We start from the raw sequence: 12,780 nt of genomic DNA, 5'->3' as shown, positions 1-12,780 counted from the left end.
GGGCAACCGGCCAGCCTTTTTTGTTTACTGCATTGCCTCTTTACCTGTCGATGAAACCCGAACGTTTTGGCCTGATGGCCCTGCTGGCCGTGACCGTGGTGTGGGGCACCACCTTCCCGGCCATGAAGCTGCTGTCCACCCAGCTTGATGCGCTGCAGATCATCTGGCTGCGGTTTGTGATTGCGCTGGCGGTGCTGGCGCCACTGTGGTGGGGCATGTGGCGCCATGAGCGCCTGTGGGGCTGCGCCCTGGGCGCGCTGCTGTTCCTGGCGTTCTGGCTGCAGATCGAGGGGCTGGCGCGCACCAGCAGCAACCGCAATGCGTTTGTGACGGGCCTCAATGTGCTGGTGGTGCCGCTGATTGCCATGGCTGCCATGGGCCGCCGCTACGGCTGGCGGTTGTGGGCGGCCTGCGGGATGGCCCTGCTGGGCATGACCCTGATGTTCCACGAGAACGAGCCCTGGAACCTGGGCGATACGCTGACGCTGGCCAGCACCGTGTTCTATGCGCTCTACATCCTGGCGCTGGAGGAGTGCGCGCGCCGCACGGTCGCGCGCCCCCTGCGCGCCACGCGCATGGCGGCGGCGCAGGCCCTGGTGATGGCGGTGGCATCCACCCTGCTGCTGCTGGGCCGCGACGGGGGCATGGGCTGGTTGCAGGCCACCGCCCACCTGCCCACCGATGCCTGGGTCGCCCTGCTCTACCTGGGCCTGCTGGCCAGTGTGGTGGTGGTCACGCTGCAGGCCTGGGGCCAGCAGCGCGTGGACGCCATGCGCAGCGCCATCGTGTTCGGGCTGGAGCCGGTGTTTGCCGCACTCACGGCCTGGGCGCTGCTGGGCGAGCGACTGGGCTGGGCGGGCCTGGCGGGCGCGGCGCTGATCGTGGCGGCACTGGTGTTCAGCCAGATCCCGCCGTCGGCGCGGGCACAGCCCGCTTGATCTGGAATTTCAAGGAAAAACAGGCTTTTCCGCTCGACCATTATGCCTTTGCAGCTATCCAAATGATAGCAATATCACCGCTTACAGTACGGACACATGCCCCATGCGGCGCGGGGCGCGGCGCTATACCTGCGTGACCAGCCCCACCATCTTCACCACCTCCAGGTCACGCCCCTTCACCGAGGCCAGCTCGGCGCGCAGGCGGTCGTTGTTCCAGCGCGCATCGGGGGCACCGCTGAGGAACCAGTCCGAGCCGTTGTCGGCCAGGAACATGCCGTAGGTCTTGAGCGCCGCCAGGATGGCCTGGGCCTCGGGGCTGAAGCTGGCGGGGATGGCGTAGGCGGTCTTCAGGCGCACACGCATGCCCATGGGCGGCAGGTTGGCGTCGGTATTGGACGACGCATAGTGTGTGGCCGGGTGCACAAACGCGCGGCGTGTGCGCGCTGCGGTGAAGCGCAGCGCATGGCGGATGCCACCCGCGCCCTGGGATGCCTCGTCATACCGCACCAGCCCCGGGAAGATGGGCAGCCCGGCGGCGTCAGCACTGGTCCAGCCGGGTTTGGCCGTGGGGCGCACATGGTTGTTGTCGAGATGGAAGGCCGCACCCACATCGGCCGCCCAGCGGTCGCCGCGCGCAAAGGCGCGCCCCAGTTCATACAGCCGCTGGTTGTCGCGGTCGATCACCAGCACATGGCGGTCGCCGTTCTGCCCTGGCGCACCTTCCACGGGCGCGTCGAGCGGGATGGGAAACGGGCCGGGGTCGCTTTCGTCGCCGTAAGCCTGGTACTCGATGGCCAGCCGCGCCTGCTGGCCCGAGACCACCTGGTAGGGAATGCCGATGGGTGCGCCCTCCCACAGGCCGGAGCCAAAGTCGCGGTACAGGCCCTTGTCAGCACCGATGCTGGCGATGAGGCGGTCGGAGGCCGGGTCCACATCGGCGCCGCTGATGTCGGTGTTCCAGGGGTTGTCGGCCGGGAAGGGGATGGCGCCATTGAGCGCCGCACCGGCCCCCAGGCTGGCGCGCGATAGGTTGCCATAGGCCACGCTGCCGGGCGGTGGTGGGGGCAGGGGCGACGGTGATGGGGATGGCGCCGGAGCGGTGCTGGCCGGGGCATCGCCACCACCGCCGCCTCCACACGCCGTGAGCAACAGAACAGGAAGGGCTCCCAGGGCCCGGCGGCGTTGGCGTTGCATGGTGCTTGTCTCCGGTGCGTGGCGATCGGGCGCGGCCCCGGGGCAGGGCCGGAATCTGGTTTCCGGTGATCCAGCGGGGGCGGGCGGATTCTGCCGCAGAAGCTGGGCGCGGCCTGTTAGAAGATGTTCGCGGGGTGGGCTGCGGGGGCAGACCAGCACACGCCCCCGGCCATCAAGGCAAGGGCAGGGTCACCTCGGCAGCCCGGCGGGGCTTGCCAATGGGGGCTGCGGCCTGGCCCTTCTGCACGGCGGCGATGTCTTCCTCGCTGGGGTATTCGCCTTGCAGCCAGTAGTCGAACACCCGCCGCACAATGGGCGCTGCGTGGGCGGCGCCAAAACCGGCGTTCTCCACGATCGCAGCGACGGCGATGGTCGGGTTCTCGGCCGGGGCAAACGCGGCAAACAGCGAGTGGTCGCGCTGGTGCTCTTCCAGCGCCTTGGCGTTGTACTTCACGTTCTGGCCCAGGCTCACCGCCTGCGCCGTGCCGGTCTTGCCACCGGCGGTGTAGGGCGCACCGGCGAACACGCGGGTGCCGGTGCCGCCCTTGTTCACGGCCACCATGGCGTTGCGCACGATTTCCACGTTTTTGGGCAAATAGCCCAGGTTCTCGCCGGGCGGCTGGGCGATCTCGGTGATCGCCCCCGTGACGGAGTTCTTCACCGCCTTGGCCAGGTGCGGGCGGTAGCGGGTGCCCCCGTTGGCCATCGTGGCCTGGGCCAGCGCCAGCTGCAGCATGGTGAAGTTGTTGTAGCCCTGGCCAATGCCCAGCGACACGGTTTCGCCCGGGAACCAGCGCTTCATCTCGGGGCGCTTGTAGGCGTTGCGCTTCCATTCGGTGCTGGGCAGGGTGCCGCGCACTTCGCCGTTCAGGTCAATGCCCGTGGACTGGCCAAAACCCAGCGGCTTCATGAAGTCGTGGATGGCGTCCACGCCCATCTCCACCGCCAGCGAATAGAAATAGGTGTTGCTCGACTGCTGGATGGCGCGGTGCATGTCCACCCCGCCCAGCCCGCCCTCGTGGCTGCGGAAGGTGTGGCCGCCAAAGGTGTAGAACCCCGGGTCGTTGACCACCAGGCTGGGCGAGCGCTTGTTCAGCTGCAGCGCGGCCAGCGCCATGAAGGGCTTGTAGGTGGAGCCGGGTGGGTAGGTGCCGCGCAGGGCGCGGTTGAGCAGCGGCTTGTCGATGGACTCGTTGAGCGCCGCCCAGTTTTCGGCATCAATGCCCTCGACGAACAGGTTGGGGTCGAAGGTGGGCTTGCTCACCAGCGCCAGGATTTCGCCGTTGCGCGGGTCGATGGCCACCAGCGCGCCCCGGCGGCTGCCATACAGCTCTTCGATGAGTTTTTGCAGCTTGACGTCGATGGACAGCATCACGCTGTCGCCCGGCGTGGCCGCGTGGCTGGACAGCTTGCGCACGGCCCGCCCGCCCGCCGAGGTTTCCATCTGCTCGAAGCCGGTCACGCCGTGCAGCGCCGCCTCGAAGCTCTGCTCCACACCCAGCTTGCCGATGTATTCCGTGCCCCGGTAGTTGGCCTCGTCCTCCGAGTCCTGGATGCGCGCCTTCTCGGTCTGGTTGATACGGCCGATGTAGCCAATGGCATGGCTGCCCACATCGCCCAGCGGGTAGTTGCGGAACAGCCGCGCCTTGATGTCCACCCCCGGAAAGCGGTAGCGCTGGGCGGTGAAGCGCGCCACCTCCTGGTCGGTCAGGCGGGTGCGGATGGGCAGGGATTCAAAGTTGCGCGACTCGTCCATGAGCCGCTTGAAGCGCCGACGGTCCCGCGTCTGGATGTCCACCACCTTGGACAGCGCGTCAATGGTTTCGTCGAGCACCCCGGCGCGCGAGGGCGTGATCTCCAGCGTGTAGGCCGAGTAGTTGGTGGCCAGCACCACCCCGTTGCGGTCCAGGATCAGGCCCCGGTTGGGCACGATGGGCGCGACCGCCGTGCGGTTGCTCTCGGCCTGGGCCGCGAGGTCGTCGTGGCGCACGACCTGCAGAAAAATCAGCCTCGCCACCACCAGGCAGAACGCGGCAAACACCACCAGGCCCACCACCACGGCCCGCAGGCGAAAACGCGATGCGTCGGCTTCGCTGCTGCGCAGTTCGGTCATGGCTGCGCCCCCACAGGAACGGAGCAGACGCTCGCGGCCTGTGCGACTGGCACGGCCCAGGCCAGAGGACGCCGAGCCAGGGCCGCCCCGCCGCGAGGGCGTCGTCCCCCTTCCCGCAGTGCGCAGCACTGCGAGAGAAGGGGGAAGCGGCGCAGCCGCTCAGGGGGTTGCCTCATGTTCACAACGGGCGGTTCTGGTCGCTGTCGGGCGGGCGGCGCTGGGGCGCCAGCAGCACCCAGCTAGCCAGGGGCCAGAGCAGCGCCTCGATCAGCGGCGCCAGCAGGCTCCACAGGCCCGGAAAGATCCCGCCCGCCGCCATGCGCAGCAACAGCTCGATGGCATGGGCCAGCGCAAACAGCGGGAACACCTGCAGCGCCTGCGACGGCACGCTGAACCACAGCAGGCGGCGGTGGATGGCAATGGCACCAAACGACAGCACGGTGTACGACAGCGCATGCTGGCCCAGCAGCGCCGACTGGCTCACGTCCATGCACAGGCCCAGCACAAAGGCCGCGCCCATGCCAATGCGCAGCGGCTGGTGCACGCCCCAGAACACGAGCAGCACCATGAGCAGGTCGGGCGTCCAGACGATGCGGCCCAGCGGCAGCATGTTGATGGCCAGGCCCGCCACCAGGCTGAACCACATGAACACCGGGTTCACCGGCATCAGCAGGGGTTCACCACGCGGCATGATCATGGCGTGGGCCCTTTCGTGTGGATGCGGGGGATGACGCAGCGGCTCACTTGCGGCCTCCGCGCTTGTTCGACGGCACCGGGTGCGCTGGTTCGGGGCGCTGCAGTTCGTGCTCGGCCAGCGGCTTGAGCACCACCACGTGGCGCGCGCCCTGCACCTGGGCCAGGGGCGCGCAGTAGATGCGGGCAAACGCCGAGTCGGCCCGGCGCTCCACCCGCACCACCCGCGCCACGGGCAGGCCCGGGGGGTAGAGGCCGTCCACACCGCTGGTGGTCAGCAGGTCGTCTTCGCGGATGTCGGCATTGGCGGGCATGAAGCGCAGCTCCATGCCACCGCCATGCCCCGCCACGGGGTCGCCGTAAGCCACACCCCGCACGCCAGTACGGATGTTCAAAACAGGGATCGCCTGGTCGCGGTCCACCAGCAGGGTGACCTCGCTGACCAGGGGGAACACGCGCGTGACCTGACCCAGCACCCCGGCCTCGTCCATGACCGGTGCGCCCAACTCCACGCCGCCCAGCTGGCCCCTGTCCAGCACCACGCGGCGGGTGTAGGGGTCGGCGGTGTCATAGATCACCTCGGCCGCCTGGGCCGGGGTCTGCAGCCGGTCGCGCAGTTCCAGCAGCTTGCGCAGGCGGCCGTTTTCCAGGGCCAGCTGATCGGCCTGGTTGGCGCGCTGGCCCATCTCGGTCATCTTCTTGCGGGCGGTGTCCAGGTCCTGCTGCGCGGTCTGCAGCGACTGGAAGTAGCCAGCGCCCTGGCTAGCGAATTCCACCGGCTTGAGCATGAGCCACTGCACCGGGTAGAGCACGGTGGCCACCACCTTGCGCAGCGGGTCTGTGATGTGGAAGCGCGCGTCGGCCACCATGAGGAACAGCGCCAGCGCACTGAACACGGCCAAACGCGACAGGGCCGAAGGGCCCTGTTTGAAGAAAGGGGGAGCGCTGCGCTCTAAAGTACCCAGTGGCATGTGCGGCGCATGCGGTCAATGAAGTGGTCGCGTGCCTGTGGCATGACAGGCATCCCCGGATTACTCGCTGGTAAAGATGCTGCCCAGGCGGTCCATGCGCTCCAGCGCAATGCCGCAGCCGCGCACCACACAGGTCAGCGGGTCTTCGGCCACCAGCACGGGCAGGCCGGTTTCCTCGGCCAGCAGGCGGTCCAGGTCGCGCAGCAGCGCGCCGCCGCCGGTGAGCATCATGCCGCGGTCGGCAATGTCGGCGCCGAGTTCCGGAGGGGTTTGTTCCAGCGCGTTCTTCACGGCCGAGACGATCTGGTTGAGCGGGTCGGTCAGGGCTTCCAGCACTTCGTTGGAAGAAATGGTGAAGCTGCGCGGAACGCCTTCGGACAGGTTGCGGCCCTTGACTTCCATCTCGCGCACTTCGGAGCCGGGGAAGGCCGAACCGATGTTCTTCTTGATGGCTTCGGCGGTGGGCTCACCAATCAGCATGCCGTAGTTGCGGCGGATGTAGCTGATGATGGCTTCGTCGAACTTGTCGCCGCCCACGCGCACGCTGCCCTTGTAGACCATGCCGCCGAGCGAGATCACGCCCACTTCGGTGGTGCCGCCGCCGATGTCCACCACCATGGAGCCCGAGGCTTCCGACACGGGCAGTCCCGCGCCAATGCCGGCGGCCATGGGTTCCTCAATCAGGTAGACGGCGGTGGCGCCTGCAGCCTCGGCCGCGTCCTTGATGGCGCGGCGCTCGACCTGGGTGGAGCCGCAGGGCACGCAGATGATGATGCGCGGGCTGGGAGTGAACAGCGTACGCGGATGCACCATCTTGATGAACTGCTTGATCATCTGCTCGGTGATCACGAAGTCGGCGATCACGCCGTCCTTCATCGGGCGGATGGCTTCGATGTTGCCAGGCACCTTGCCCAGCATGGCCTTGGCCTCGTGGCCTACGGCCTGGATGACTTTTTTGCCGTGGGGACCGCCCTCGTGGCGGATGGCGACCACGGAAGGTTCGTCGAGGACGATGCCTTTGTCGCGGGCGAAGATGAGGGTGTTGGCTGTGCCAAGGTCAATGGCAAGGTCGGTGGAGAAGTACCGACGGAAAGCTCCGAACATTCAAAAGTCCTCTCGGGCACGGCATGCACGTCGGCCTGCCATCGCCAGGTATTTCAGGGGGTGTTTATTGGCTTTTTTCACGCAATTGACTCCCATTCCGGGAGCTTTGCGGCAAAGCCGGGATAATACCCCATCCCCTGTGAATAACTCCCTCCGGCGAGCCCCGGATCACAGCTTTACTTCTGGTTTCTCTAGATTCTCCTCCCTATGGCACTGACCCCCCAGGACATCGGCCGCATTGCCAACTTGGCGCGGCTTGAGCTGACACCCTCCGAAAGTGAGCGCATGCTCACGCAGCTCAACGGCTTCTTTGACATCGTGGAACAGATGCGGGCTGTGGATACCTCGGGCGTCACGCCCCTGGCCCACCCCGTGGCCGCCATCCAGGACGTGCAGCTGCGCCTGCGCGAGGACGTGGCCAGCGAGCCCAACCAGCGCGAAGCCAACCAGCAAAGCGCCCCCGCCGTCGAACGAGGTCTGTTCCTCGTGCCCAAAGTGATCGAGTAAGTAAGAACTGACTTTCGCCGCATGACTTCCACCGCACTGCATGACCTGGGCGTGGCCCAGCTGGCCACCGAGCTGCGCGAGCGCCGCGTCTCGGCCGTCGAGGCCGCTCAGCATTTCCTCGCCCGCGCACAGGCCCACCAGAACCTGGGCGCCTACGTGGCCGTGAACCCCGACATCACCCTGGCCCAGGCCCGCGCCCAGGACGCCGCCCTTGCAGCAGGCACGGCAGGCCCCCTGGCCGGCGTGCCGATTGCGCACAAGGACATCTTTGTCACCAAGGGCTTCCCCAGCACTGCGGGCTCCAAGATGCTCGCGGGCTACCAGTCGCCCTTTGACGCCACCGTGGTCACCAAACTGGCCGACGCGGGCGCCGTGACCCTGGGCAAGCTCAACTGCGACGAGTTCGCCATGGGCTCGGCCAACGAAAACTCCGCCGTCGCCCCCGTAGGCGCCGATGCCCCAGCCCCCGTGCGCAACCCCTGGGACACCGACCGCATCCCGGGCGGCTCGTCCGGCGGCAGCGCCGTGGCCGTGGCTGCGCGCCTGGCCCCGGCCGTCACCGGCACCGACACCGGCGGCTCCATCCGCCAGCCCGCATCGTTCTGCGGCATCACCGGCATCAAGCCCACCTATGGCCGCGCCAGCCGCTACGGCATGATTGCTTTCGCCTCCAGCCTCGACCAGGCGGGGCCCATGGCCCGCTCGGCCGAAGACTGCGCGCTGCTGCTGTCCGCCATGTGCGGCCCCGACCCAGACCGCGACTCCACCAGCCTGGATGTGCCCGCCGAGAACTTCAGCGCCCAGCTCAACGACAGCATCGACGGCCTGCGCATCGGTATCCCCGCCGAGTTCTTTGGCGAAGGCCTGGCGCCCGATGTGCGCGCCGCCGTGGATGGCGCCCTCAAGGAATACGAAAAGCTCGGCGCCAAGCTCGTGCCCATCAGCCTGCCGCGCACGCAGCTGTCCATTCCGGTCTACTACATCATTGCTCCGGCCGAGGCGTCGTCCAACCTCTCCCGCTTTGACGGCGTGAAGTTCGGCCACCGCGCCAAGGACTACACCGATCTGGTGGACATGTACAAGAAGACCCGCGCCGAAGGTTTTGGCGACGAGGTCAAGCGCCGCATCATGATCGGCGCCTATGTGCTCTCGCACGGCTACTACGATGCCTACTACCTGCAGGCACAGAAGATTCGCCGCATGATCGCCGACGACTTCCAGAACGCCTTTAAGGCATGCGATGTGATCGCCGGCCCCGTGGCCCCCACCGTGGCCTGGAAGCTGGGCGACCACGGCAACGACCCGCTGGCCGACTACCTGGCCGACATCTTCACCCTGCCCGGCTCGCTGGCCGGCCTGCCCGGCATGAGCGTGCCCGCTGGCTTTGGCGAGGGCGGTTTGCCCGTGGGCCTGCAGCTGATCGGCAACTACTTCCAGGAAGCCCGCCTTCTGAACGCTGCGCACCGCCTGCAGCAAGCAACCGACTTCCACCTCCGCCGTCCGGAGGGCTTCTGACATGACCGCCAAACTGATCCACGGCTACGAAGTCGTCATCGGCTTCGAAACCCACACCCAACTCGCGACAAAGAGCAAGATTTTCAGCCGCGCCGCCACCGCGTTTGGCGCAGAGCCCAACACCCAGGCCTGCGCGGTGGACCTGGCCCTGCCCGGCACCCTGCCCGTGATGAACCGCGAAGCCGTGGCCTGTGCTATCAAATTAGGACTGGCCCTTGGCTCCCACATTGCGCCCGTGAGTATTTTTGCGCGCAAGAATTACTTCTACCCGGATCTGCCCAAGGGCTACCAGATCAGCCAGTTCGAGATCCCGGTGGTGCAAGGCGGTGAGGTGTCGTTCTTTCTGGGCGATGAAAAGAAGACCGTGCGCCTGGTGCGCGCCCACCTCGAAGAAGACGCGGGCAAGTCGCTGCATGAAGACTTCATCGGCCAGTCGGGCATCGACCTGAACCGTGCCGGCACCCCCCTGCTGGAGATCGTGACCGAGCCCGACATTCGCAGCAGCGAAGAAGCCGTGGCCTATGCCAAGGAGCTGCACAAGATCGTCACCTGGATCGGCATCTGCGACGGCAACATGCAGGAAGGCAGTTTCCGCTGCGACGCCAACGTGTCGGTGCGCAAGCCGGGCCAGCCGCTGGGCACGCGCCGCGAGATCAAGAACCTGAACTCGTTCAAGTTCATGCAGCAGGCCATCGACTACGAGATCCGCTGGCAGATCGAGCAGATCGAAGACGGCCATGCGATCCAGCAGGCCACCGTGCTGTTCGACCCCGACACGGGCGAAACGCGTGCGATGCGCACCAAGGAAGATGCAGCGGACTACCGTTACTTCCCCGATCCGGACCTGCCTCCGCTACACATTTCGGAGCAATGGATCGAGGAGCAGCGAGCGCAGATGGCCGAATTGCCTCGCACCATGGCCGCACGTTTTGTGGCGGACTACGGCTTGCCCGAGTACGACGCGACAACGCTCACGCAAAGCAAGGCGATGGCCGCCTACTTCGAAGCCGTGGCCAAGGCCTGCGGCCAGGCCAAGCTGGCCAGCAACTGGATCATGGGCGAAGTCTCGCGCCGCCTGAACATGGCCGAGATCGGCATCGAGCAGGCGCCCGTGTCGTCGGCTCAGCTGGCCGCGCTGATCGCGCGCATTGCCGACGGCACCATCTCCAACAACGCAGCCAAGCAGGTGTTCGACGCGCTGTGGACTGGTGAGGGGCAGGACGTGGACGCCGTCATCGAGGCCAAGGGCCTCAAGCAGATGAACGATTCCGGCGCGCTCGAAAAGATCATCGATGAGGTGATCGCCGCCAACGCCGACAACGTGGCGCAGTTCCGTGCGGGCAAGGACAAAGCCTTCAATGCGCTGGTGGGCCAGATCATGAAGGCCAGCAAGGGCAAGGCGAACCCGACGCAGGTGAACGAGCTGCTGCGCGCCAAGCTCGCAGGTTGATGGCTTGATGGACTGAACCCAGCAACGACCAAAACACAAGGGGCCTCGCGGCCCCTTTGTTTTTTTCGTGCTTTGCAATGGCCCGAATTTACCGGCTGGCGGCGGGCGTTTCTGCCGCAGCACCGGCGGCCGCAGCAGGCAGGCGCTGCGACTCCCACAGCTTGCGCAACTGGGCCAGCTCGGCATCAAAGCGCTGGTGCACGCGCCGCTTTTCCTGGTCCTGCCCGGCGATGAAGCGCTGCTGCTCGGCGATGCTGTCCTCGTTCTCGGCGATCTTGCGGCGCAGCGCCATGGGCGCCTTGTTCGGGTCGCGTTTGTAGAACTCCATTTCCACCTCAAACGCCTTGTGCTGCTGCTTGAGTTCGGCAATGCGTTTTTCTGCGGTGGCGGTCACGTCATCGACCATCTGGATGGCCGCCGCGCGCTCCACATCGTGGGCCGCCTTGTCGGGGTAGCGGGTGGTGAGCACGCGCTCGCGGCGGCGCTCCTCCACTTCGCGGGCGCGGGCCTCGGCCTCTTTGCGCTGCTGGGCCTCCTGGGCGCTGCGCTCCTGTTCGGTGAGGGAGGGGCCGATCTGTCGGCGCACAGTGCCCGAGGGGCTCAGCTCGCGCTGCTCACGGTCCAGGCATTCGGGGATGGGGCGGTCGGCAGTCAGGCGTCGGCCATTGCGGTCCACACAGGTGTAGATACCTCCTGCCTGCGCCCGCGCCAAATCGGCGGCCAGGGTGGCCAGCAGAACCCCGCCCATGATCCACGCCGATTTGCTGCCGCTCAAAGTTGTCTACCCCTCGTTGACGCCATACCGCTGGCGGTAGGCCAGCACTTTGTCATGGTGGGAACGCATTGCGTCCTCCCCGTTATGCTCCAGATAGAGCAATAAGTCTGCCAGACGCGCAATGGCGCACACCTGCATGCCTAGCTGGTGGCGCACGTACTGCACGGCGCTGTGGTCTACGTCCTGGCCATTTTCTGTGGCTTTTTCCTGGCGGTCCAGCGCAATGGCCACCGCATGGGGCGTGGCGCCTGCCGCCTTGATGATGGCGATGGACTCGCGGGCGGCAGTGCCGGCCGACATCACATCGTCCACGATCAGCACCCGGCCCTTCAGGGGCGCGCCCACCAGGGTGCCACCTTCGCCATGGTCCTTGGCCTCCTTGCGGTTGTAGGCAAACGGCACGTTGCGGCCCAGGCGGGCCAGCTCCACCGCCACCGTCGCAGCCAGGGGAATGCCCTTGTATGCAGGGCCGAACACCATGTCGAATTCGATGCCGCTGGCCAGCAGGGCTTTTGCATAGAATTCCGCGAGGCGGCCGATCTTGCGGCCGTCGTCAAACAGACCGGCATTGAAGAAATAGGGGCTCAGGCGCCCGGCCTTGGTCTTGAATTCACCAAACCGCAGCACGCCCGATTCAACGGCAAAACGGACAAAATCCTGCGCCAGCTGGCCCTGCTCCGAGGTTTGCGCGCCAACATCCACCATGGGGAAATCCTTGTTCAAATTAACCAGCCTCAATCTCAATGGCATCCGCTCGGCCACCAGCAAAGGCGTGGAAAGCTGGATGGCAGCCACGCGGCCGGATTGTATTTGTGTGCAGGAAGTCAAGGCACAGGCGCCCGACATGGCCAACCGCTTTGAACGGCTGGCCGACCTGCAGGGCCACTTCCACTTCGCCCAGAAAAAGGGGTATTCCGGTGTAGGGGTGTACACCCGGCACGAGCCTTCCGACATAGTGGTTGGCTATGGATCTGAAGAGTTTGATGCAGAAGGCCGCTATGTGGAGCTGCGCTTTGACACGCCCGCCCGCAAGCTGTCCATCATCAGCGCCTATTTCCCCAGTGGCTCCTCGGGCGAAGAACGCCAGCAGGCCAAGTTCCGCTTTCTGGCCGAGTTCCACCCGCATCTCATGCGCCTGAAGGCCGAACGCGAGTTCATCCTGTGTGGTGACATCAACATTGCGCACCAGCAAATAGACCTCAAAAACTGGCGCAGCAACCAGAAAAACAGTGGTTTTTTGCCCGAAGAACGTGCGTGGATGACAAAGTTGTTGCACACAACTGATGAAGGCGGCGGCATCATCGACGTGTACCGTCAGCTACAACCGACCGCGACCGACACCGCCTACACCTGGTGGAGCAACCGCGGCCAGGCCTATGCCAACAACGTGGGATGGCGTCTGGACTACCACCTGGCCACCCCCACGCTGGCGGCGCTGGCACGCACCGAATCCATCTACAAGGGCGAGAAATTCTCCGACCACGCACCGATCACGGTGGACTACGAATTCCGTCTATGAC

12 protein-coding genes are annotated in these 12,780 nt (G+C 66.1%); 5 read left to right on the top strand and 7 right to left on the bottom strand.

Annotated elements, in window-relative coordinates; translation table 11 throughout:
- Nucleotides 1–50: 50 nt before the first annotated feature.
- Nucleotides 51–938, top strand: coding sequence for a DMT family transporter (locus tag CBY09_RS13770; RefSeq protein ID WP_094290156.1), 888 nt, complete (start codon nt 51–53; stop codon nt 936–938).
- Between the two features lie 123 nt (nt 939–1,061).
- Here the strand turns inward: CBY09_RS13770 and CBY09_RS24095 are convergent, their stop codons facing one another.
- The 5 genes from CBY09_RS24095 to CBY09_RS13740 all read right to left on the bottom strand — a co-directional run bounded on the left by CBY09_RS24095 (nt 1,062) and on the right by CBY09_RS13740 (nt 7,013).
- On the bottom strand, nt 1,062–2,132 hold the full coding sequence (locus CBY09_RS24095) for a hypothetical protein (RefSeq protein ID WP_133066291.1): 1,071 nt from the start codon (nt 2,130–2,132) through the stop codon (nt 1,062–1,064).
- A gap of 172 nt (nt 2,133–2,304) precedes the next feature.
- Nucleotides 2,305–4,245 (bottom strand): penicillin-binding protein 2, encoded by a 1,941-nt coding sequence (gene mrdA, locus CBY09_RS13760; protein ID WP_094290154.1) that lies wholly within the window; start codon nt 4,243–4,245, stop codon nt 2,305–2,307.
- Nucleotides 4,246–4,423: 178 nt separating this feature from the next.
- Nucleotides 4,424–4,942, bottom strand: a complete 519-nt coding sequence (gene mreD / locus CBY09_RS13750; protein ID WP_094290152.1) for a rod shape-determining protein MreD — start codon at nt 4,940–4,942, stop codon at nt 4,424–4,426.
- Nucleotides 4,943–4,985: 43 nt separating this feature from the next.
- The gene (gene mreC, locus CBY09_RS13745) at nt 4,986–5,909 is read right to left on the bottom strand and encodes a rod shape-determining protein MreC (protein ID WP_094290151.1); all 924 of its coding nucleotides are present in this window, start codon (nt 5,907–5,909) and stop codon (nt 4,986–4,988) included.
- A gap of 60 nt (nt 5,910–5,969) precedes the next feature.
- A complete protein-coding gene (locus CBY09_RS13740) occupies nt 5,970–7,013 on the bottom strand; it encodes a rod shape-determining protein (RefSeq protein WP_008907364.1) in 1,044 nt (347 codons plus the stop codon).
- Between the two features lie 207 nt (nt 7,014–7,220).
- Between CBY09_RS13740 and gatC the strand changes: the two genes are divergently transcribed.
- Genes gatC through gatB form a run of 3 tightly spaced genes read left to right on the top strand, consistent with a single transcriptional unit; the run spans nt 7,221 to nt 10,485 of the window.
- A complete protein-coding gene (gene gatC / locus CBY09_RS13735; RefSeq protein WP_094290150.1) occupies nt 7,221–7,520 on the top strand; it encodes an Asp-tRNA(Asn)/Glu-tRNA(Gln) amidotransferase subunit GatC in 300 nt (99 codons plus the stop codon).
- Nucleotides 7,521–7,541: 21 nt separating this feature from the next.
- Complete coding sequence (gatA, locus tag CBY09_RS13730) at nt 7,542–9,035, top strand: Asp-tRNA(Asn)/Glu-tRNA(Gln) amidotransferase subunit GatA (protein WP_094290149.1); 1,494 nt, start codon at nt 7,542–7,544, stop codon at nt 9,033–9,035.
- Between the two features lies 1 nt (nt 9,036).
- On the top strand, nt 9,037–10,485 hold the full coding sequence (gene gatB, locus CBY09_RS13725; RefSeq protein WP_094290148.1) for an Asp-tRNA(Asn)/Glu-tRNA(Gln) amidotransferase subunit GatB: 1,449 nt from the start codon (nt 9,037–9,039) through the stop codon (nt 10,483–10,485).
- A gap of 88 nt (nt 10,486–10,573) precedes the next feature.
- Here the strand turns inward: gatB and CBY09_RS13720 are convergent, their stop codons facing one another.
- Entirely contained in the window at nt 10,574–11,233 is a 660-nt protein-coding gene (locus CBY09_RS13720) for a DUF4124 domain-containing protein (protein ID WP_094290147.1), read from the bottom strand.
- A gap of 33 nt (nt 11,234–11,266) precedes the next feature.
- Entirely contained in the window at nt 11,267–11,965 is a 699-nt protein-coding gene (gene pyrE, locus CBY09_RS13715; protein ID WP_094290146.1) for an orotate phosphoribosyltransferase, read from the bottom strand.
- A gap of 10 nt (nt 11,966–11,975) precedes the next feature.
- Here pyrE and CBY09_RS13710 point away from each other — a divergent pair, with 10 nt between their 5' ends.
- Nucleotides 11,976–12,779: an exodeoxyribonuclease III gene (locus CBY09_RS13710; protein ID WP_094290230.1), complete on the top strand. Its 804-nt coding sequence runs from the start codon at nt 11,976–11,978 to the stop codon at nt 12,777–12,779.
- Nucleotide 12,780 lies beyond the last annotated feature (1 nt).

Origin of the sequence: Acidovorax kalamii (assembly GCF_002245625.1) — a bacterium.
Classification (GTDB): domain Bacteria; phylum Pseudomonadota; class Gammaproteobacteria; order Burkholderiales; family Burkholderiaceae_C; genus Acidovorax; species Acidovorax kalamii.
This window is presented reverse-complemented; position numbering and strand designations above follow the sequence as displayed.